We start from the raw sequence: 21,854 nt of genomic DNA, 5'->3' as shown, positions 1-21,854 counted from the left end.
ATTGCAGACGTGCGTGCATCTCTCTTGTATCAGGAGTTTTCCATGCTGTCGTTCCGCTCGTCGTTCCGTTCGTCGTTCCGCTCGGCGCTGTGTTCTACGGCCGCCGCGATGCTACTCACCGCGACGCTCGCCGCACCCGCCATGTCGCAGGATCGCGACCGGGACCGCGACTCGCAGCGCGACGATGCGTTCACCTGGTCGGGCACGATCCCGTCGGGGAGGCGCGTGATGATCAAGAACATCAACGGCGGCATCCAAGTGGAGCGCAGCACCAACGGCCGCGTCGAAGTGAGCGCCGAGAAGCGCTGGCGTCGCGGCAATCCCGAGGATGTGCGTATCGAGCAGAAGAAGATCGGCGACGACGTACTCGTCTGCGCGCTGTTCAGTGAAGGCTCGCGCTGCGATGAGAGCGGCATTCATACCGATCGCCGTACCAAGTGGAACGACCGCAATGACGTCTCGGTGCGCTTCACCGTGCGTGTACCCGACGGCGTGCGGGTCGATCTGTCGACGGTGAACGGCGGTGTCGAAGTGACCGGCGTGAACAACGAAGTGGACGCGCATACGGTCAACGGCAGCATCACCGCGCGCAGCGCCGGCGGCCCGGTGCGCGCCAAGACGGTGAACGGCAGTATCAACGTGTCGATGGGTTCACTCGGCCGAGCCGACGATCTCGACTACGAAACGGTGAACGGCGCGATCACGATCGAGTTGCCATCCAACTTCGGCGCGCAGCTCGAGCTGTCTACGGTGAACGGTCGCGTGTCGACGGATTTTCCGATCACGATTTCCGGTACGCTCTCACCGCGACGCTTGCGCGGTACGGTGGGCAACGGGTCTACGCGGCTGCGAGCCAGCACGGTGAACGGCAGCGTGACGCTGCGGAAGATCAATTAGGGCGGCAGATCAACGAGAGGCGACGGCCTTACGCCGCCGCCAGCTCCTCGATCGCGCGGGCGAGATCGAAATCCTTCGGGGTGATCCCGCCCGCGTCGTGCGTGCTGAGCGAGAAGTGCACCTTGGTGTAGCGGATATCGATGTCGGGGTGATGCTGCATCGCTTCGGCGATGTCGGCCACCTGCGCAATGAAGGCCACGCCTGCGGGAAACGTCGCGAAGTGATAGCTCTTCACGAGCGTGTCGCCTTTGCGCGACCAGCCGGGCAGCGCGCCGAGGCTGCGCTGAATTTCGATGTCGGACAGAGCGGGCATGTGTCTCTAGAGTAGGGTGCGCCGGGACGGCGGACAATGCCTGAGCGTGGAATCCCGTGGTCACAGGTCACACATTCTGCCCCGTCTTGCGCTTTCGGTTTTTCTTCGGTAGGGTCCAGTATGCGCCCCGCCGACCCTCCCGTTGCACCGGCGTTTGCGCCCGACCCGCTGCGGCCCGATCCACTCCGGCTGCTCTCGGCCCAGGCCGACCTGCAATATCACGCGGCTCCGTCGCGCGGGATCTTCAATCCGCCGGCCGCCACCGGCATGGGCTTCTGGTCGATCAATCCGTACGTGGGGTGCGCCTTCGGCTGCGCCTACTGCTACGCCCGTGACACCCATCGCTGGACGCTCGAGCGAGCCGGCGAGGTGGGCCGGGAGGTCGCCAACGCCATGCCGCCCTGGCTGGCTTTCGAGCGACGGGTGCTGGTGAAGGAGCACGCTGGCGCACGTATCCGCGAGGCGTTGCGGTCGTCGCGTTCGCCCCGTCCGGGCGATTCGGTGGTGATCGGCTCGGCCACCGATCCGTACCAACCGGCCGAGCGGCGCTTCCGCGTCACGCGGGAGATTCTGGAGTCGTTGCTGAGCGCGCGAGACTTCACCATCGTGATCATCACCAAGAGTCCGCTGGTCACCCGCGACGTCGATGTGCTGCAGCGGCTGGCCGAACGACACACGGTGCAGGTGCACGTCTCGCTCATTACCGTCGATCGCGAACTGGCGCGCCGCTTGGAGCCCCGGGCGCCCACGCCCGACGCACGGCTGCGGGGAGTACGACGGCTGGCCGACGCCGGGCTGGCGGTGAGTGTGAACTGCATGCCGGTGCTGCCGGGGATCACCGATGCGCCAGCCATGCTGGAGGCGCTGGTGCAGCAGGTGGCAGCGGCTGGTGCTAGGAGCCTGGGGGCCTGTGCCCTGCGGCTTCGGTCGGCCTCGCGAAAACGGTATCTGCCCGTGATCCGCGAGAACTTTCCGGAACTCTCGGCCAAGTACGAGGCCACATACCGCCACAGCGTGTACGCCGCCGAGAACTACCGGGCTGGGCTGCAGCAGGTCATTGAACGGCTGTGCCGGAAGTACGGCCTGACCACACGGGAGTATCGACGGGACGACGAGGGCAGCGCCGACGAGGAAGTTGCCCTGCCCGCCCCGCTGGCCCCCGAGCTCCAGCTGGTGCTGCTGTAGCGTTTTCGGACTCCCGTTTCTGAGCCTTTTCTCATCGTGTTTTCCAGAATCCGCTCTTTCCGTCGCCTTTTGCTTTCGGTATTTATTCGGTATGACTGCCTTGCCTGCACCCGCCCTCGACACCACGCTCGCCGAACCGGAAATCACCCCGGCCGGGCCCGACCTCACCCTCCTGCGCGATCAGCTGCGGGCGGTGGTTGCGACTGGCCGGCAGGCCAGCGGTCCGTGGAGCACCGGGTTGGCGCGGTTGGACCGGGCGCTGGGTGGCGGCATCCCGCGGGGGCGTGTCACCGAAATCAGCGGCCCGTTGGCGATCGGCAAAACGGCGCTGCTACGACGGCTCGTGACTCAGGTGCTGCACACCGGCGCGTGGGTGGCCTGGATCGACGCCACCCGCACGCTTGCCCCGGCCCCGTGGACCGCGATGGGGGCGCGCTTCGTGGTGATCCGTCCGCCCGACCGCAAACGCTGTGCATGGACGGCCGATCTGCTGTTGCGCAGCGGCGTGTTCGCGCTGGTGGTCATCGACGGCGCCCCGCCGTTGTCGCGCGTGCATGGCGTGCGCCTGGCGCAGCTGGCGCGGGAACGCGATGCCGCGTGCGTGGTGCTCGAGCATCACGACGGTGGGCGTGACGTGCGCCCCAGTCGACTGGCCGGCACCGTGCGCCTGCGGATCGCCGCGATGCCGGTGTGCGCGCCGAGTATGCCACCGTCCATGCGCGTGACCTCGATGCGCCCCCTGTCGAGCCGACGACGACCAACGCCATCACCAGAACCGGTTGCCGCACCGCCGGTCAGCGTCGCCGATGCCTCGCGACGGTTTGTGGTGACGGTGGAGAAAGGGGGGAATAGTCAGGGTCGCAGTCCGTCCATCGAGGTGAGCAGTGCAGTCGTCGTGGCGCGTCGCGTGTGTACGGATTCCGAGATTCCCGATCGGCGCGGGGTGGCGCGAAGCACGCGTCGTCCCTGGACCGCCCGCGGCAACAGCAGCGACGCCGAGCAGCAGCATGCCGAACACCCCGTCACCTGGGGCGGGCTCGGCGTGTCCGCCAGCGACCTGTACGGAGTTGACCTTCCCGGACACCCAGCTCGCCTTGCCGCTGGGTTTACCGACGGTGCCATCACCATCAGCAGCGACCGCCCGTTCCCGCCGCGGGAGCGCAGCGACCGCGAAACCGACCAGCATACCCGCGACTGGACGCGCTATCGCGGCCGCCGCCGCGCCGCCGACCCCGGCTACGGCCGCCGCCCCCGGCGCGACCTCTCCCGTCACTAGCCCACCGCCCACGGCCCACGGCCCACGGCCCCCAGCCCCAAGCCCACAGCACTGGGACAACGCCCCCCGCGCCCTCGTCATCGACACCAAGCTCCGCGCCGTCTCCCTCGCCGCCGGCCGCGCCGGCGTCCGCGCCGGCATGCTCCTCCCCGAAGCGCGCGCCTGCTGTGCCGATCTCGATGTGCGCGCCTGGGACGATCACGCCATTCGCGACGCCGTGTTGGCGGCGAGCACCGCCCTGCTGGCCGCCAGTCCGCAGGTCACGCCGGTCGCCGGTGCCCCCGGCATGTGGTGGGTCGGTGCCAACGGCTTCGATGCCGTTGGTGGCGAAGCGCAGCTCGCGCGCACGCTGCTCACCATCGCGCAGCAGTGGCACCCCGATGCCCGCGTGGCCATCGCCGATTCCTGCGTCGCCGCACGCGCGGCCACGTGGGCTCCGCGGGCGCGCAGTCGTGCCGTACGCGAACGGGACCCGCAAGGTGTGCGTGAACGCGATCCGCTCACGCTGCCCGACGGCATCACGATCATTCCCGCGGGACAATGCGCCGAGTATCTCGCGCCGGCGCCGTTGGGGCTGGTGCCGATGGAGGATGATCTGCGCGACGCGTTGCAGTCACTCGGCCTGCGGACAGTCGGTGCGCTGGCGTCACTCGACGCCGGCGATATTGAAAAGCGATGGGGCCCCGCCGGTCTCGGCGCGTGGCGACTCGCCCACGGCGACGACCCCCGTCGACCGGGACTCGTGCGCGTGGAAGCGGCGCGCAGTGCGAGTGTGGAGTTGCCCGCTGCCGTGGAAAGCACCGAGCCCGTGTTGTTCGTGTTGCGCGCGCAGTTGCAACGCCTATTGCGCGAGTGTGTGGAAGACGGCCGCGCCGCCGCCTCCGTCGCGATCACGCTCGTGCTCGACGCCGGCCGTCAGTATCCCATCGACGACATCGGCAGCGAGATGCGCGGGCATATCCACGTGCCGGAGACGTCGGACGATACGCCCGCGGAGAAATCAGGACGAAGGGCATCAGCACAGCGCGCGCCGTTCCCCCCTGCCCCCTCCCCCCTGACACCCTCCTCCCTGCCTCCTAAGCCGTTGGCAGTTTCAGAGCATTCGGCCGCCTCCCTCCTTGGCATCCCCCAACGCTCCATCACGCGCGAAGTGCGTCCGGCGCGTCCGCTCGCCCGACTCGAGCCGCTGTTCGATCAATGCCGCAGCTTGCTGGAGCGGTGGAGCATCCCCGCGCCGATCATCGGCGTCACCGTCAGCATTCCCGCCACCGCGCCTCTCGCCGCCGACCAAGGCGACTTGTTGATCCCGTCGTGGCGCGACGCCGCGATGAATGCCGAAGCGGTGTTCGCGCGACTGCGCGCCGTGCTCGATCCCGACAACACCGGCACCGTGGTCGTGCACCCCGAAGCCGGCGACAGTCATCGCCCCGAAGACACCGGTCGCTGGATCAGCGCCGACGCCATGGCCCTCGGCGCGGCACCGATCCCCACACCAACATCACCAGCTGCGTCGCCGACCTCGAATACCGACGCCGTGCTCCGGTTACTCGACGCACCGGAACCGGTGGACGTAGAAGCACCACACGGCCTACCCGACGCCGTGTGGTGGCGCGGACGACGTCTGTCGATCGCGAGCGCCGACGGCCCCGAGCGCTTGAGTGGCGATTGGTGGCGTGCCGATACGTACGCCCGCGATTACTGGCGGTGCGTGGTCGATGATGAAGGCGAATTACTGCTGTACCACGACGGCGGCGTGCACTGGTACCTGCAGGGGTGGTACGACTAACGGCAAACGACGAACGGCCAAAAGCTTAGGAGGCAGGGAGGAGAATGTCAGGGTGGAGGAAGCAGCAACGGCGCTGGCCCCTGCTTCCTCCACCCTGACACCCTCCTCCCTGCTGCCTAAGCAGTTGGCAGTTGAGCGCTGGCGACGCCACTCCGTCGACCGTACCTTCGCCCATTCGCCCTTCCCACAGGAAAGCCCATGATTGCCTCTCGTGTGTTCGTGATGGCCGCACTCCTCGCGAGCGCGACCACCATGATGACCTCCCGCGCCGTGGCGCAGGATGCACGTGCCGCGCCGAACCCCGCCGCGGTTGCCCGCGTGCGGGAGCAGTACGTGAAACGCGAAGTCGTGATCCCGATGCGCGATGGCGCCAAGCTGCACACGGCGATCTACACGCCGCGCGACACGACCACGCGTGTCCCCATACTGCTCATGCGCACCCCCTACGGCGTCGCGCCGTATGGCGAGACCGCCTACCCCGCGCAGCTGGGGCCATTCCCCGGTCTCGATGCCGAAGGCTGGATCTTCGTGAATCAGGATGTGCGCGGCCGCTACATGAGCGAAGGCTATCACGCGTTCATGACGCCGAACAAAGGCCCGAATCGCAAGCCCGGTGATGTCGACGAATCCACCGACACGTACGACACCATCGAGTGGATCCTGAAGAACGTGGCGCACCACAACGGACGCGTCGGCACGTGGGGCAACTCCGCCCCCGGCTTCTTTGTGGCCGCGGGTATGATCGACGCGCACCCCGCGCACAAACTCGCCTATCCGTCGGCGCCGATGATCGACTGGTGGCTCGGCGACGATCGCCACATGAACGGCCTCTTCAAGTTGTCGCAGACGTACAACTTCATGAAGAACTTCGATCAACCGCGCACGGGGCTCATCACCAGCTATCCGGCCGGCCCCAACGCCGGCACCACCGACGGTTACGGGTGGCATCTCAACGTGGGCGCGTTTTCCAACTACGGCCCCGGCCCGATGCAGAATCGCATCGCCTTCTGGGATTCCATCACCGTGCACCCCGACTACGACGCCTTCTGGCAGGCGCGCGCGATCTGGAAGCACGCCAAGAACATCACGCCGGCGGTGCTGCTCGTGGGCGGATGGTACGACGTCGAAGATCCGTACGGCATGCTGCGGCTCAATCGCAGTCTGCAGGAGAACAGCAAGAGTACGAAGCAGATGTTCGTGGTGGGACCGTGGTCGCACGGCGGCTGGAATCGCGCCGACTTCCCGACCTTCGGCGCTTTCACCAACGGCAGCCCAACCGGCAAGTTCTTTCGCGACTCCGTCGGCGCGCCAGCATTTCGCTGCCTGCTCAAGGATGACTGCAAAGGCCAGTCGTTCGGCGGCGCGCTCGTGTTCGAAGCCGGCACCAATCAGTGGCGACGCTTCGACGCGTGGCCGCCCAAAGCCGCCACCTCGCGGGCGCTCTATCTGCGCGAGAACGGACGCGTGGCCTTCGAGGCCCCGGGAAATACTCAAGCGCGCAGTGCAACGCCCGCCACGTTCGCCGATCGCTACGTCAGCGATCCCGCGAAGCCGGTGCCGTACACGATGGGCGTCACCTTCGGCTTCAACGCGCAGTATCCCACCGAAGATCAGCGCTTCGCGTCGCGTCGCCCCGATGTGCTCACCTATCGCTCCGACGTGCTCACGAGTGATGTCACCGTCGCGGGCCCGGTGTCGGCGCTGCTGCATGTGGCCAGCACCGGCACCGACGCCGACTTCATCGTGAAGCTCATCGACCAATACCCGAACGATGCGGCCCCCGAATACGAGGGCGGCCCGCGCCTCGATGCGTACGAACGCTTGGTGCGCCCCGGCGTGGCGCGCGCGCGTTGGCGCAAAGGCTTCGACAAAAACGTACCGCTTGCGATGAACGTGGCGGACAGCGTGCGCGTCCCCCTCGACGACGTGTTCCACACGTTCAAGAAGGGCCATCGCATCGTCGTGCACGTGCAGAGCACGTGGTATCCCGCCGTCGATCGCAATCCGCAGCGCTTCGTGCCCAACATCTACAAGGCGAAAGACAGTGACTTCCAGTCCGCCACGATGACCGTCTTCCGTTCGGCCGCCCGTCCGTCACAACTCACGCTCAACATCCTGCCGCAATGATCGTCACCCCCCGATGGAGGAAGTCCTGATGACCGGAGTATTCGCGCGCGGAGGCCTGCTCGCCGCAGCCCTCGCGCTCTTCGCCGCCCCGCTCGCTGCGCAGACGCGCACGATCAGCGGCAAGGTGCTCGAAGAAGGATCGCGAGCGCCGATCACCGCGGCGCAGCTGCAGGTCACCGGCACCGCGATCGGTGCGCTCTCGCGTGACGACGGATCGTTCACCCTCGTGAACGTCCCCGCCCGCGAGGTCATTCTCATGGTGCGGCGCCTCGGCTACCCGATGACCCGCATCACCGTCGGCGCATCGCAGAGCACCCTCGAGATCGTACTCAAGAAGGACGTGCTCAATCTCGATCAGGTCGTCGTGACGGGTCAGGCCACCGGTATCTCGCGCCGCAACCTCGCCAACGACGTGGCCACTGTGAGTGGTGCCGACGTGAACAAGGTGTCGTCACAGTCCATCGAGAATGCGTTCCAAGGCAAGATCGCCGGTGCGCAGATTTCGCAGTCCACCGGTGCGCCCGGCGGCGGTAATCGCATTCGCATCCGCGGTATCTCCTCCATTCTCGGTTCCGCCCAGCCGCTGTACGTCATCGACGGTGTCATCGTCTCCGACGTGTCCATCGGCTCAGGCACCAACAAGGTCACGCGCGCCGCGGGCACCGGCATCTCCGTGGGCAACCAGGAGAATCCGGTCAACCGCATCGCCGACCTCAATCCGAATGACATCGAGAACGTCGACATCCTCAAGGGGTCGGCGGCCGCCGCCATCTACGGATCGAAGGCGTCGGGCGGTGTCATCATCATCACCACCAAGCGTGGGCGGGCCGGCAAGCCGAAGTTCTCGCTGCGTTTGGGCGGCGGCACGTCGGATCTCGCGTATCGCAACGGCTCGCGCAAGTTCAACACGCTGGCCGACGCCGTGACCGTGTTCGGCGCCGGCATCACGCCGTTCTACGACGCCAACCGCGTGCTCGACTACGAGTCGCTGGCGTACGGCAACCGCCCCATGAACTCGGACGTGTCGCTCAACGTCAGTGGCGGTAGCGAGGACACCAAGTACTTCCTGTCGATCAGCCGTCGCAACGAAGACGGCATCGTCGAGAACACCTTCGCCCGCAAGACGAGCGCGCGCATCAATCTGGATCAGCGTATCTCCAAGCGGCTCAATCTGCAGGTCGGCAACGAGATCCTGAACAACGCGAACGACCGCGGCCTGTTCGGCAACGACAACGCCGGTAACTCGATCGCCTACTCGCTCACCAAGATCCCGAGCTTCCTCGACCTGCGGCGCAACGCCGACGGCACCTGGCCGGTGAACCAGTTCTACCCGTCCAATCCGCTGCAGACGATCGACCAGTTCAAGAACGGTGAGAACGTGTGGCGCAACATCACGACGTCGCGCCTCACCGCCGACCTGCTCGCCAGCGACAAGAATACCCTGCAGTTCATCGCGTACGGTGGTGTCGACCTGCTGAATCAGTCGAATCTGATCTTCTCGCCGCCCACGCTGCAGTACGAGCCGGTCGACGGATTGCCCGGCACCTCGGCCAACTCGAAAACCACGAACATCCAGCGCAACATCAACCTGAATCTCGTGCACGGATGGACGCCGCAGTCGTCGCTCAAGATCACGTCGCAGCTGGGCACGCAGTTCGAAGAGCGTGACTTGAACCAGACGCGTGCGTCGGCACAGAACCTGTTGGGCGGTCTCGAAGTCGTCACGTCGGGTACGGTGCGCGACGTCGACGAATCGCGCCTGCGCGTGGAAGACTTCGGTGTCTTCGCGCAGACGGAAATGCTGTGGCGTGAGAAGCTGCTCTTCACGGCCGGTGCCCGCGCCGACCGCAGCAGCAACAACGGCGATGTGAAGAAGTTCTTCCTCTTCCCGAAGGCCGCCACGTCGTACCGCTTCACCGACCTCGCTCCGGGATTGGTCGACGAGGCCAAGATCCGCCTGGCGTACGGCGAAACGGGTAACCAGCCGCTGTATGGCCAGAAGTTCACGAACCTCGACCTGTCGAGCGTGGGCGGACTCGGTGCCTTCCGCGTCGGCAGTGTGCGCGCGTCTTCGGACCTGCGCCCCGAGCGTCAGCGTGAAATCGAAGCAGGTCTCGACCTGAACGTGTTCCGTAACCGCGGCACGTTCGCCGTGACCGGATTCCGTCGCAACATCTCCGATCTGCTCATCACGCGCACGTTGGCCCCCACCACGGGCTTCAGCAGCGAAACGTCGAACGGCGCCGAGATGCAGGTGACGGGTGCAGAAGTCTCGATCAATGCATTCCCGGTGCAGACGCCCACGTGGGGCTGGAATGCGCGCCTGAACTGGGGCACGAGCCGCTCCAAGGTCACGAGCCTTCCCGTGCCGGCGTTCCTGCTTGGCACGCTGCAGACCGGTGCCGTGCGCATCGAGCAGGGCAAGTCGGCCACGCAGCTGTTCGGCAACGACACGCTGCCGCAGGCCGGCGGACGTGTGGTGGTGCCGGTGCTGATGGGCGATGGCAATCCGCTGTGGAGCGCGGGCCTCAGCAACGAAGTACGCTTCAAGAGTCTGTCGCTGTACGCGCTGCTCGATCAGCAGAAGGGCGGCATGCTCGCCAACGGCACGTGGCGTCACTACGACCTCGGACAGAACTCGCGCGACTACGAAGAGCTCGACGCCGCCGGCCGCAAGATCGGTGAAGTGCGCCGCACCACGTACCTGCAGGTCACGCGCATTTTCTATCAGGACGCGTCGTACGTGAAGCTGCGCGAAGTCACGCTTACCTGGGACATCCCGCAGAAGTGGGTCGCCAAGACGTGGGCCGGTGCCAGCGGGGCGAAACTCTCGCTGAGCGGACGCAATCTGTACTGGTGGACGAAGTTCCGCGGTGGCGATCCGGAAGCGCAGAACTTCGGCGCCGGCGGTGTGCCCGATGCCATTCAGCGGAACCGCGAACTCGCGGCGTATCCTGCCAGCCGTAGCTACTGGCTCAACTTCAGCCTGGACTTCTGACCATGACCACATTCCGTCATCGCCAGGCGCGCACCCTGTTGTTCGCTGCCGCCTGTGCCAGTGTCGTCGCGTGCAATTCGGCTGACATCGCGAATTACAACAGCCCGAACACGTCGCAGCTGGAAGGTTCGCCGAACGCCGCAACGGTGAACACCACCGTGGCCGGTGTGCTGTCCGGCTCGCGTGCCGGCGCCGGCACCTGGGCCAGCACGCTCGGCATCTTCGGCCGCGAGATCATGAATCTCGATGGCGCCGAGCCACGCAACGTGCTCGCCCTGCTGATCGGACCGCTGGAGCCGGGTGGTTTCGGCACCGACGCCGGTTGGTCGAACTCGTATCGCAATCTCCGCACCGCCTACACGATTCTCGATGTCGTCGATGCGGTGCCCGACTACACCGCCGCGCAGAAGAGCGGGGTGAAGGGATTCGTGAAGACGTTCATGGCGCTCGAGTACATGAACCAGCTGCGCGTGCGCGACACCTTCGGCCTCGTGTTCGATGTGCCCAAGGATCCTACCGTGCAGGGTGTCTTCATCACCCGTGACGAAGCGTATACGAAGACTGCCGCGCTGTTCGACGACGCGAAAACCGATCTCGCCGCAGCGGGCACCGCGTTTCCGTTCACACTGACCACCGGCTTCACCGGCTTCAGCACGCCAGCGAATTTCCTGCGCGTGAACCGTGGCCTCAAAGCGCGCCTCGAGGTGTATCGTGGTCGTTGGGCAGACGCGCTCACGGCGCTGAATGAATCGTTCATCAGCACCGCAGCCGGCACGACTGCTGGTTTCGCGACCGGCGTATACCACGTGTACAGCACGGCGTCGGGCGACGCGACGAACCCGCTGTTCGATCCGGCGCCGAGGGCCATCGTGGCGGTTCCGGAGTTCCTCACCGACGCGCGCTTGCGCACGGATGGTTCGCGAGATCTGCGGGCCACATCCAAGGCCGTGGTCGGCACGGTCAATCTGGCCACGCAGGGCATCAGCTCGAACGTACGCCCGATCGTGTATCCCACCAACGTCACGTCGATCCCGATCATCCGGAACGAAGAGCTCATCCTGCTTCGCGCCGAGGCCAACATCGGACTCGGCAACCGCGCCGCCGCGATCGCCGACCTGAATTTCGTGCGCACCAATGCCGGTGGATTGCCGGCGCTGGCGTCCGACTTCGCCGGCGATCTGGTCACCGAGCTGCTGTACGATCGCCGCTACTCGTTGTTCTTCGAGTACGGTCATCGTTGGGTCGACGCACGCCGCTACGGCCGCCTCGGCGAGCTCAAGAAGCAGCTGACCACGCACCGCGTATTCCCGCTGGTCCCGATCCCGGTAGACGAATGCAACCAGCGCTTGGCCGCTCCGCCCAAGGGGTGCGTGAACGTGCTCGGGGGATAAGCGCGGGGTGATGGGTTGAAACGGCCAACGGCTTAGGAGGCAGGGAGGAGGGTATCGGGGGGGAGGAAGCAGCACGGCGTAGTTCACTGCTTCCTCCTTCCTGACACCCTCCCTCCTGCCTCCTAAGCATTTGGCCGTTCACATGGCACGGAACGCGCACTACGCGACAGCGAAAGTCGCCCGCTATCCCGTGCCCCCTTCGCATTGACCCGCTCCACCGATTCCTCAATTACCGATTCGCCCGCGGCGACCACGCTGTGGCATGCTTCGTCGGCCGAGCAGACACTGGCCACGCTGGAGAGCTCGGCTGAGCGAGGGTTGAGCGCCGAGGTCGTGCAGGCGCGCACGATCGAGTACGGCGAGAACGTGCTGCAGCATGCACGCAGTCGTGGCCTGCTGCGCATGCTCCTGGCCCAGTTCGCCGACACCATGGTGGTGGTGTTGCTGGTGGCCGCGCTCATTGCCGGCATTGTCGGCGAGCCGGAGGACATGATTGCCATCATCGCGATCGTGATCCTGAACGCGGTGCTCGGATTCGCGCAGGAGTATCGCGCCGACCGCGCCATGGCCGCACTCGGCGCGCTCGCCCAGCCGCTCACGCAGGTGCGGCGCGACGGCACGGAAGTGTCGGTGCCATCGACCGCGCTCGTGCCGGGCGACATCGTACTGCTTGCAGCGGGCAACATCGTGCCGGCCGATATGCGTCTGCTCGACGCAGTGCATCTCAGCATCGAGGAGGCAGCGCTCACCGGCGAGTCCGTGCCCAGCCGCAAGGATCCCGCCGCGTGTCCGGCAAACGCCAGTGCCGTGGGCGATCAGACGTGCATGAGCTTCAAGGGCACGACGGTCGTCGCCGGACGCGGCAGCGGCATCGTGGTCGCCACCGGCATGTGCACCGAGCTCGGGCGCATTGCCGCCCTGCTGCGCGACGAGCCCGAATCGCCGTCGCCCCTGCAGCAGCGCCTGTCCGTGCTCGGGCGCAAGCTCGCCATCGCCGTGGTGGCGCTCTGCACCATCATCTTCGCGGCCGGTCTCCTGCGCGGCGAGCCGGTGCTGCTGATGTTCATGACGGCGCTCAGCCTTGCCGTGGCGGCTATTCCCGAAGCGCTTCCCGCCGTCGTCGCGATCTCGCTCGCCCTCGGCGCACGGCGCATGGTGAAGCAGCAGGCCTTGATTCGTCGCCTGCCCGCCGTGGAGACGCTTGGCTCGGTGACGTACATCTGCACCGACAAGACCGGCACGCTCACCGAGAACCGCATGCACGTGGATAGCGTCGTGCTCGGCGACGGCACGGCGTGGACGTTGTCACAGCCGCCGGCGCACGATCTCACTCCGCTGTCCGAAGTCATGACGTTGTGCACCGACGTCACCGTCGGTGCAGAGGGCGCGCTGGTGGGCGATCCCACCGAAACGGCCCTCGTGCGCGCCGGCGCCGACGTTGGCGTGAACAAGAGCGCGCTCGACGCGCACTGGCCGCGCGTGGGCGAAGTGCCGTTCTCGTCGGAACGGGCGCGCATGACGACGATACATCGACATGAGAGCCGCGTCATCGTGTGCACGAAAGGCGCGCCCGAACGCGTGATCGCCGGCTGTACCTCCATGCGGAGCGCCGATGCGATCGTGCCGATCGACGCGGCGCGTGTGCTGGAGCAGGCCGAATCGATGGCGGTGTCCGGGCTGCGCGTGCTGGCGATCGCCACGCGCACGCTATCCGAGCAGCCGGATTCGGCCGAACACGCCGAGCAGGAGCTCACGCTGCTGGCGCTGATCGGGCTCATCGACCCGCCGCGTGCCGAAGCGAAAGCGGCCGTGGAAACCTGTCAGGCGGCCGGCATTCACGTGGTCATGATTACCGGTGATCACCCCGCTACTGCCCTCGCGATCGCCACGCGATTGGGCATCGCTCGTGCTGACGATGTGGTCCTCACGGGGCAAGACATCCCCGGGCTCTCCGACGAAGACCTCGCGCAACGCGTGACCGACGTGCGCGTGTTCGCCCGCGTGGCGCCCGAAGACAAACTGCGCATCGTGAAAGCGCTGCAGTCGCGTGGTCAGTATGTCGCGATGACCGGCGACGGGGTGAACGACGCACCGGCGCTCAAGCGCGCCAACATCGGTATCGCGATGGGGCGCGGCGGCACCGACGTGGCGCGCGAGGCCGCGCACATGGTGCTGCTCGACGACAACTTCGCCACCATCGTGAAGGCGGTGCACGAAGGGCGTCGCATCTACGACAACATCCGGCGCTTCGTGCGCTTTGTGTTGTCCACGAACGCGGGCGAGATATGGACGCTCTTTCTCGCGCCGTTCCTGGGCCTGCCGCTGCCGTTGCTGCCGATTCACATCCTCTGGATGAATCTCGTCACCGATGGCCTACCCGGCATCACGCTGGCCGCCGAGCCCGCGGAGCCGGACAGCATGCAACGTCCACCGCGCTCCCCTCAGGAGAGCTTACTGGCGGGTGGCCTGTGGCAACATGCGCTGCGCGTGGGGCTGCTCATGGCCGCGCTGGCGTTGGGCACGCAGGCGCTCACCATTCGCGACGGCAACAGTCATTGGCAGACGATGACGTTCACCGTGCTCACGCTCTCGCAGCTGTTCCACCTGATGGCGATTCGCTCCGAGCGGATCTCGATCTGGACGCTGGGCGTACGCGGCAATCCGGCGCTGTTCTATGCCGTCGTGGCGGCATTCGGGCTGCAGATGGCCACGCTCTACGTGCCGGCCATGAATCGCATCTTCCACACGGTGCCGCTGTCGTGGCGGGAGCTCGCGGTGTGTGTGGCGGTGTCGTCGGTCGTGCTGTTCGCCGTGGAGGGCGAGAAGTGGTGGCTGCGCCGCCATCACCCCTCCAGCGGCTTCCCCTCATGATCCGAGATCAGCACCCACACCGTGCGCGTCCGTCGCGAGTACAGCAACCGCACGGTCACGTCACGTGGGTTCTGCTTGAACGCAAAGTGAAAACGGAAGCTCGTATCGAGTGATTCACGGATCACGCCTTCCTTGAAGCGCCCGTAGAACTCCTGCACCTTCGTGCACGGCGCGATCTCGGTGAAAAACTGCTTGCCGATCGCGTCTTCCTTGCGCAGCGACGCCAGTTTCGACTCCACGGCGTTGTAGTTCAGGATCCGCCCGGTCGCGTCCAGCTGAATCATGCCGTACGGCAGCTTGTCCAACTCCTCGTTGGACATCGTATCGGCATTCTCGAGCACGTTGTTCACCGTATGCTCGGGACGCTGGGAGGGGCGATTGGACTGAGGCATGTCGTGATCTAACGGCAGGACGGCGGCGGAAGTGCCCGCTTTCCGGTCCTCGCCGGAATCCCCTGTTTCGGTGTATATTCGGTATCCCATGCCGAACCAGTACGTCGAACTCCATTGCCACTCGGCACTTTCCCTGCTCGACGGGGCCTCGCTCCCCGAGTCACTGGCCGAGCGTGCCGCCGAACTGGGGTACCCCGCCCTCGCCATCACCGACCACGATGAGATGGGGGGGGTAGTCCGCTTCGGCACCGCCTGCGAAACGCTCGGCATCGGCGGCATCCTGGGCGTCGAGCTCACCGTGCGCATGCCCGACATCGGCAACCCGGGCGCCGAACGACGCACCCACATGGTGCTGCTCGCCGAAACGCGCGACGGCTACCGCAACATCGCGTCGCTGGTCACGCGGGCCCGCATGGACAGCGATCGCGGCACCCCCAGTGTGCCGTGGGCGCTCGTGACGCGCCATGTAGAGGGCGTCATGGCCCTCACCGGCTGCCCGCGCGGCTGGGTACCGCAATTGCTGGCCGAGGGCCGTACCGACGACGCCTATACCGCGGCCGGTGAGTTGCGCGACGTGTTCGGCGAGCATCTCGCGGTGGAATGTTGGGATCATCGTCTGCCGGAAGAGCGCGCGCTTGTGCAGCAGTTGCGTCCACTCGCCGCCAAGCTCGGTGTGCCGTGGGTGGTCACCAACGATGTGCACTACGCCACCCCGGAACAGCGCATCGTGCACGATGTGCTGAACACGCTGCGACACGAACGCACGCTCGACACCATGGGCACGCGCCTGCGTCCCAACGCCGAGTGGGCGCTCAAGAAGCCGTCACTCATTTATCAGCGATGGCGTGGCGCGGAGGAAGGCGTCAAGGCCACGCTGGCCATCGCCGAACGGTGCGCGTTCCGGCTGGAACAGCTCAAGCCATCCATGCCGGCGTTTCCCCTGCCACCCGGTATCAGCGCGCAGGAGTATCTCACGCGCTTGGTGGAACAGGGCGCTTACGAACGCTGGAACACGTCGCGCACGCCTAAGCACGACACCCAACTCGCGCACGAACTGGCGATGATCGGCAAGCTCGATCTCGCCGGATTCTTTCTCACCGTGTGGGACATCGTCCGCTTCGCGCGACGTGAAGGGATTCTCTGCCAGGGCCGTGGCTCCGCCGCCAATTCGGCCGTGTGCTACTGCCTAGGCATCACGGCGGTCGATCCCATTCGCATGGAGCTGTTGTTCGAGCGGTTCTTGAGCGAAGGACGCAAGGAGCCGCCCGATATCGACATCGACTTCGCGCACCGCGATCGCGAGCGCGTGCTGCAGTATGTGTACAATCGCTACGGCCGCGAACACGCGGCTATGGTGTGCGAGCAGATCACCTGGCGGGGACGCAGCGCCGTGCGCGACGCGGCGCGCGTGCTGGGCTTCTCGGTGCAGCAGGGCGACATGCTGGCGTCGCTCAGTGATCGGTTCAGTGCGCGGAGCACGGCTGATGCATTGCGGGTCGATACACCGTCACCCGAAGGCGAGGCTGCCGTACCACCTGCCGCACCAGGCACCACCGACGCCGACCGCCTGGGTCAACAGATGATCGGCGGCACCGAAGCCACCACCAAGGCCCGCGTGGTGCGTGAGGCGTCACGCAAAGTGGCGTCGACGCAAACGAAGTCACAAACGAAAAGTTCCGCCCAGCGCGCCCCCAAGGGCCCCACCGACCGCGACGGCACGTGGGCACAGGTCATCGATATGCAGGCCGAGCGGAAGATCGCGGCCGACGCCCGCGCGCAACTCGGTCCGCTGGCCAAGGGCAGTGACAACAGCCGCCCGAGTGAAACGGAGAGTCACGAAGAACGCCGTAACCGTACCACCGCCACGCGCGACACCGCCAGTGGCCGCGAGGTACTCGAGCGCGCCGGTCTCGACCCCAACGACGAACGGGTGCGTCGCTTGGCTGACGTCGTGGCCGGCCTGCACCAGCTGCCACGTCACCGCTCCATTCACGTGGGCGGGTTCATTCTCACCGAAGAGCCACTGGGCTCCATCGTGCCCATCGAGCCCGCCTCCATGCCAGGGCGTACGGTGATTCAGTGGGAGAAGGACGATCTCGATCCCGTCGGCTTGGTCAAGATCGACTTGCTGGGGCTCGGCATGCTCACCGTGGTGCAGGATTGTCTGTTGTACATCCGGCACACGCGCGGCACCACGATCGATCTCGGGCAGCTCGACATGAGCGATCAGGCGGTGTACGACGTGATGTGTCGCGCCGATACCGTGGGGCTCTTCCAGATCGAGAGTCGCGCGCAGATGAACACGCTGCCGCGGTTGAAACCGCGCTGCTTCTACGATCTCGTGGTCGAGGTCGCGCTCATCCGGCCGGGGCCCATTCAGGGCGAGATGGTACATCCGTATCTGCGACGGCGCGCCGGACTCGAGCCGGTCACCTATCCGCATCCCATGCTCGAGAAGGTGCTCAAGCGCACGCTGGGCGTGCCACTGTTTCAGGAGCAGGGCATGCAGGTGGCGATCGTTGCCGCAGGATTCACGCCCACGCAAGCCGATCAACTGCGGCGCGCCATGGGGCACAAGCGCTCGCGTGAACGCATGGCGCAGATCTGCGAAGAACTGATCGCCGGCATGGCGAAGAACGGCATCCCGGAAGAAACCGGCCGTCGCATTTACAACCAGATCAACGCCTTCGCCGACTACGGTTTCCCCGAAAGTCATGCGGCCAGTTTTGCGCTCATCGTGTACGCCACCGCCTGGCTCCGGCACTACTACGCGCCGGAGTACACCGCGGCCATTCTGAACGCGCAACCGATGGGTTTCTACGCGCCGGGCACCCTCATCGAAGACGCCAAGCGACACGGTGTGGAAGTGCGACCGGTCGATCTCACGCGCAGTACGTGGGATCACGCCCTCGAAATGGCCGACGGACGCGTGCTCGTGCCCAACGATGGCGTGGTGCGCTGGGGTCGTCAGATCGACCCGCAACCCATGCGCGATGTGGTAGCCGTGCGCCTGGGGGTGCGACTCGTACGTGGACTCGGCGCCAAGGCCCGTCGCGCGCTCGAAGCGGCGTTGGTGCACGGTCCGTTCACCAGTGTCGAAGACGCTGTGCGTCGGGTGTCGCTCGACAAGACCTCGTGGCGACGACTGGCCGAAGCCGGTGCCTTCGACAGCATGTTCGCGCACGAACCGGCCGAACGGCGACGGCGCGTAGCGCTCTGGGAAGTGATGGCCTCCACCCGTGGTCCCGAGTTGCCGCTGGCGCCTTTTGAGGCGCAGCCCGTGCCCACGCAATTGCCGGCCTATACACCCATCGAACTCACAGAAGCCGACTACCGCATGACCGGGCTGTCGTTGGCCGGGCATCCCATGAAGCATGTGCGCCCCATTCTGGCACCCAACGGCGTGCTGTCGGCCCGTGAAGCGCACGAACAGGGCAAGGATGGACAGCGCGTGGCCGTGGCCGGCCTGGTGATCTGTCGTCAGCGCCCGGGCACCGCCAAGGGATTCGTCTTTCTCACGCTCGAAGACGAAACGGGGATGATCAATATCGTGATCACCCCCGATCGCTTCGAAGAACATGCGCTGCTCATTTCCCGCTCACCGATGCTGCTCATTCGCGGCACGCTGCAGGTAGAACAGCATGTGGTGAATGTGCGCGCCAAACAGTTCAAGGCGCTGGAGCTCGGTGGCGGCGAGCAGCATGTAAAGGGGCACAACTACCGGTAGGCGTCCCACGCGGCCACCGCGTGCCCGCCGAAGAGCATGCGGTTGATGGCCCGCGACGCTACCGTCGCGGGATGCAACCTGCACCCGATCGAGGTAGTGCAATACTCACCGAATGGAGGATGCGCCGGCGTCGCGGCACTCACAGCTTTCACGAAATAGTCAGCAGGCGTCGCCAAAAGTGTCGTCGTACGTCCGTCCCCTCACTACATCAGGTGAATCCATGTCTCAGAAAACCGTGTCAGCGGCTGGCGTTCGTGGTGTCGTTGAGACCTCGATGGTATCGAGCGACGGTCAGTCGGAGCGTGACCTACTCCCGTTCAGCACGAAGCTCGACATCCCAGCGTCTACGCGATCCGAGGTGGTAAGCCTTCTTGGTCAGCGCCTAGCCGCATGCATCGATCTTCAAAGTCATTGCAAGCACGCACACTGGAACGTGAAGGGGCACAAGTTTCTCAGCTTGCACGAACTGTTCGACCGCATTCACGCGTCGGTCCTCGATTATGGCGACCTGATCGCAGAACGCATTGTCCAGTTGGGCGGGGTCGCCGATGGCACGGTCAAACAGGTCGCTCAACGCTCCGAGCTCATCGACTATCCTGGCGCGTTGTCCGCCGGCCATCAACACGTGGCAGCGCTCTCGGATTCACTGTCGCAGTTCGGCCGGACTGCTCGCATCGGCATCGAAGAAATGAACGCGCTGGAAGACGCCGTAAGCGCGGACGTGCTTACGGAAGTGGCCCGCGGGGTGGACCGCTGGCTGTGGTTCGTGGAGGCACACGAGCAGCACGAAGGGGGACACGCGGCGCGCTGATGTCGTCGAAGCTCGCCGCTCAATTATCATGACTGGCGCGGCGAGAACCTGGACAATTGCTTGACGTCGGCAGTAGCTGCGCCGCGAATCGTCGTTTGAGCGATCAATGCTTGATGTGTCGCCGGAGCTCTCTTGCATGCTCGAGCACTCGCCGCGTGTATGCTTCCGCAGACTCGTGTACCTCTCGCGCCGGCAACACGAACGCTGGATTGTCCGGGGCAATGGGAGGGCGACCGTCGATGGACTCGTCAACCATAAGGTCGCCGCCCCTCGCCTCAACGACTGTCTCGAACTGCTCTACGGCTTCGAGCAGGTCGGCGAGGGCCGCGGCTGACTCGCCGCCGACCAGACGCACACCTCTGCTACGCAATCGATCTGCGATCTCGACTTCGACTCGATGACGAAGAGACGCTTCTTCGTCGTCGCCGGCTGTGTCGCTGAAACGATGGGTCGACATACCGCACTCCCAGTTGAAGTTGATCTACGCGAAGCGCTTGCTCATCGTACGTGAACGTGCGGGTCATCGATCGCGAACGGCAAGGACCTCCCTATGCCATCGCCACTATCGTGCCGTAGAGCTACTCACTCGACTGGCGCCAGCCTTCCCTTTGAGATACTTCGGCAGGAATGCGCGGATGCGCGCCGCAATTTCGTCGCCCTTCTCCTCAAGTGCGAAGTGTCCCGTGTTGAGAAGATGGAGCTCAAGGTTCTCTACATCCCTTTGATACGGCATCGCACCCTGCCACGGGAAGATCGGATCGTCTTTTCCCCACACGATCAACATTGGCGGCTGATAGTGTCGAAAGTACGACTGGAACTGCGGATACAGCGGAACGTTCGAGCCGTAGTCGTAGAAGAGGTCGAGCTGGATCTCGTCATTGCCCGGCCGATCCAAGAGGCGTTGATCGATGGTCCAGTTGTCAGGACTGATCCGAGCTGTATCGCGGACACCAGTGAGATACTGCCATTTCGTAGCGTCACTGGCCAGGAGACTCCGGAGAGCACTGCGGTGCTCGGCTGTTGAGTCTCTCCAGTATGCTTTGAAAGGAATCCAAAAGTCACGAAGCCCCTCCTCGTAGGCATTCCCGTTCTGAACGACAAACGCGTCGACGCGATCGGGATGAGCCAACGCCAGGCGAAAGCCTACAGGACCACCGTAGTCCATGACGTACAGCACGTAGTGCGATAGGCCGAGCCGCTGCGTAAACTTGTCCGTGATGTCGGTGAGGTTAGCGAACGTGTACCGAAATTTCTCATGGCTGGGCATACTTGACTGCCCGTAGCCCGGGTAGTCGGGCGCGATCACGCGATACTTGTCGGCCAGGGCCGGTATGAGATTGCGAAACATCTGAGACGACGTCGGAAAACCGTGGAGAAGCAGAATCACCGGGGCCGTCGGCGGGCCAGCCTCACGGTAGAAGATTTCGAGCCCGTCGATGCTGACCGTCTTATACCTGACGACTGCGGCCGCAGACGTTCGGCTATTCGCAACGGAAGCGGCCTGCGCCCGAAGCGACTGCACGAGGGGGAACGAGGGCTCGGTGGCGATAAGCATGAGAACTGACTGCACAGCCAATCGGAGCGACCGTGGGGACGCGTGAATGAGTGGCACTGTGAGATCCTCTTGTATGGGTTGCTGCGAGCGCACGCGGATGGTGCGATCGTACTACACGCCCTTGTATACGAGACGCGTGAAGAAGTTCGGCCCTATGATCTCTTTGCCGTACGCCCCGTCGAACATCATCGTCGGCTTTGCCGCGATAGTCTCGCGTAAGGGCCTGCACTTGGATTGGATCAGTCGCCGCGGCATTGCGGATGATTTGACCAGGTCCGTCTGACAGCGCCAACGCCTCGCCGAGCATTCGCTCCGCCGCGAGCAGGCTCCGCAGGGCCAGCCATGCGGCGCCACCAACCGCGCCCACCCTCACGAGAAAGTCTCGTCGAGAAACCGCGCATGATGCCATATCATTCACTGGGCGTTCCTCCGTGTGCTGAACGTGGTGCACGAGTGTGATGCGCCCTGCACGTCGGCGCCGGCTGAACGGTCCCTCGTGCGATCGCTCTGTCGGCAAGCGGGATT

At 65.3% G+C, this 21,854-nt stretch carries 14 protein-coding genes; 11 read left to right on the top strand and 3 right to left on the bottom strand.

Annotated elements, in window-relative coordinates; genetic code table 11:
- Positions 1-9 precede the first annotated feature (9 nt).
- The gene (locus HKW67_RS00470) at positions 10-897 is read left to right on the top strand and encodes a DUF4097 family beta strand repeat-containing protein (RefSeq protein WP_171223518.1); all 888 of its coding nucleotides are present in this window, start codon (positions 10-12) and stop codon (positions 895-897) included.
- A gap of 28 nt (positions 898-925) precedes the next feature.
- Here HKW67_RS00470 and HKW67_RS00465 read toward each other — a convergent pair whose 3' ends face one another.
- The gene (locus HKW67_RS00465; protein ID WP_171223517.1) at positions 926-1,210 is read right to left on the bottom strand and encodes a 4a-hydroxytetrahydrobiopterin dehydratase; all 285 of its coding nucleotides are present in this window, start codon (positions 1,208-1,210) and stop codon (positions 926-928) included.
- Positions 1,211-1,330: 120 nt separating this feature from the next.
- Here HKW67_RS00465 and HKW67_RS00460 point away from each other — a divergent pair, with 120 nt between their 5' ends.
- The 7 genes from HKW67_RS00460 (at position 1,331) to HKW67_RS00430 (ending at position 14,844) form a co-directional block, all read left to right on the top strand.
- A complete protein-coding gene (locus HKW67_RS00460; RefSeq protein WP_171223516.1) occupies positions 1,331-2,395 on the top strand; it encodes an SPL family radical SAM protein in 1,065 nt (354 codons plus the stop codon).
- Positions 2,396-2,486: 91 nt separating this feature from the next.
- Positions 2,487-3,671 carry a P-loop NTPase family protein gene (locus tag HKW67_RS00455; RefSeq protein ID WP_171223515.1) on the top strand — a complete coding sequence of 395 codons (1,185 nt, stop codon included), beginning with the start codon at positions 2,487-2,489 and terminating at the stop codon, positions 3,669-3,671.
- Between the two features lie 139 nt (positions 3,672-3,810).
- Entirely contained in the window at positions 3,811-5,457 is a 1,647-nt protein-coding gene (locus HKW67_RS00450) for a hypothetical protein (protein WP_171223514.1), read from the top strand.
- A gap of 198 nt (positions 5,458-5,655) precedes the next feature.
- A complete protein-coding gene (locus tag HKW67_RS00445) occupies positions 5,656-7,584 on the top strand; it encodes a CocE/NonD family hydrolase (protein ID WP_171223513.1) in 1,929 nt (642 codons plus the stop codon).
- 28 nt (positions 7,585-7,612) lie between these two features.
- A complete protein-coding gene (locus HKW67_RS00440) occupies positions 7,613-10,582 on the top strand; it encodes a SusC/RagA family TonB-linked outer membrane protein (RefSeq protein WP_171223512.1) in 2,970 nt (989 codons plus the stop codon).
- A gap of 2 nt (positions 10,583-10,584) precedes the next feature.
- Complete coding sequence (locus tag HKW67_RS00435) at positions 10,585-11,973, top strand: RagB/SusD family nutrient uptake outer membrane protein (RefSeq protein ID WP_171223511.1); 1,389 nt, start codon at positions 10,585-10,587, stop codon at positions 11,971-11,973.
- 204 nt (positions 11,974-12,177) lie between these two features.
- Positions 12,178-14,844, top strand: coding sequence for a cation-translocating P-type ATPase (locus tag HKW67_RS00430; RefSeq protein WP_206044557.1), 2,667 nt, complete (start codon positions 12,178-12,180; stop codon positions 14,842-14,844).
- On the opposite strand, the gene HKW67_RS00425 is transcribed toward HKW67_RS00430, so the two are convergent.
- Positions 14,817-15,236, bottom strand: coding sequence for a PAS domain-containing protein (locus HKW67_RS00425; protein WP_171223510.1), 420 nt, complete (start codon positions 15,234-15,236; stop codon positions 14,817-14,819). The two genes, HKW67_RS00430 and HKW67_RS00425, sit on opposite strands and share 28 nt — an antisense overlap.
- A gap of 88 nt (positions 15,237-15,324) precedes the next feature.
- Here HKW67_RS00425 and HKW67_RS00420 point away from each other — a divergent pair, with 88 nt between their 5' ends.
- From HKW67_RS00420 to HKW67_RS00410, 3 genes are all read left to right on the top strand, one after another.
- A complete protein-coding gene (locus tag HKW67_RS00420) occupies positions 15,325-18,963 on the top strand; it encodes a DNA polymerase III subunit alpha (protein WP_171223509.1) in 3,639 nt (1,212 codons plus the stop codon).
- Between the two features lie 220 nt (positions 18,964-19,183).
- On the top strand, positions 19,184-19,774 hold the full coding sequence (gene dps / locus HKW67_RS00415; RefSeq protein ID WP_206044556.1) for a DNA starvation/stationary phase protection protein Dps: 591 nt from the start codon (positions 19,184-19,186) through the stop codon (positions 19,772-19,774).
- Between the two features lie 136 nt (positions 19,775-19,910).
- A complete protein-coding gene (locus tag HKW67_RS00410) occupies positions 19,911-20,108 on the top strand; it encodes a hypothetical protein (RefSeq protein ID WP_171223508.1) in 198 nt (65 codons plus the stop codon).
- Positions 20,109-20,336: 228 nt separating this feature from the next.
- Here the strand turns inward: HKW67_RS00410 and HKW67_RS00405 are convergent, their stop codons facing one another.
- Positions 20,337-21,329, bottom strand: a complete 993-nt coding sequence (locus HKW67_RS00405; protein ID WP_171223507.1) for an alpha/beta fold hydrolase — start codon at positions 21,327-21,329, stop codon at positions 20,337-20,339.
- Between the last annotated feature and the right edge of the window lie 525 nt (positions 21,330-21,854).

Origin of the sequence: Gemmatimonas groenlandica, from assembly GCF_013004105.1 — a bacterium.
Lineage (GTDB): Bacteria > Gemmatimonadota > Gemmatimonadetes > Gemmatimonadales > Gemmatimonadaceae > Gemmatimonas > Gemmatimonas groenlandica.
This window is presented reverse-complemented; position numbering and strand designations above follow the sequence as displayed.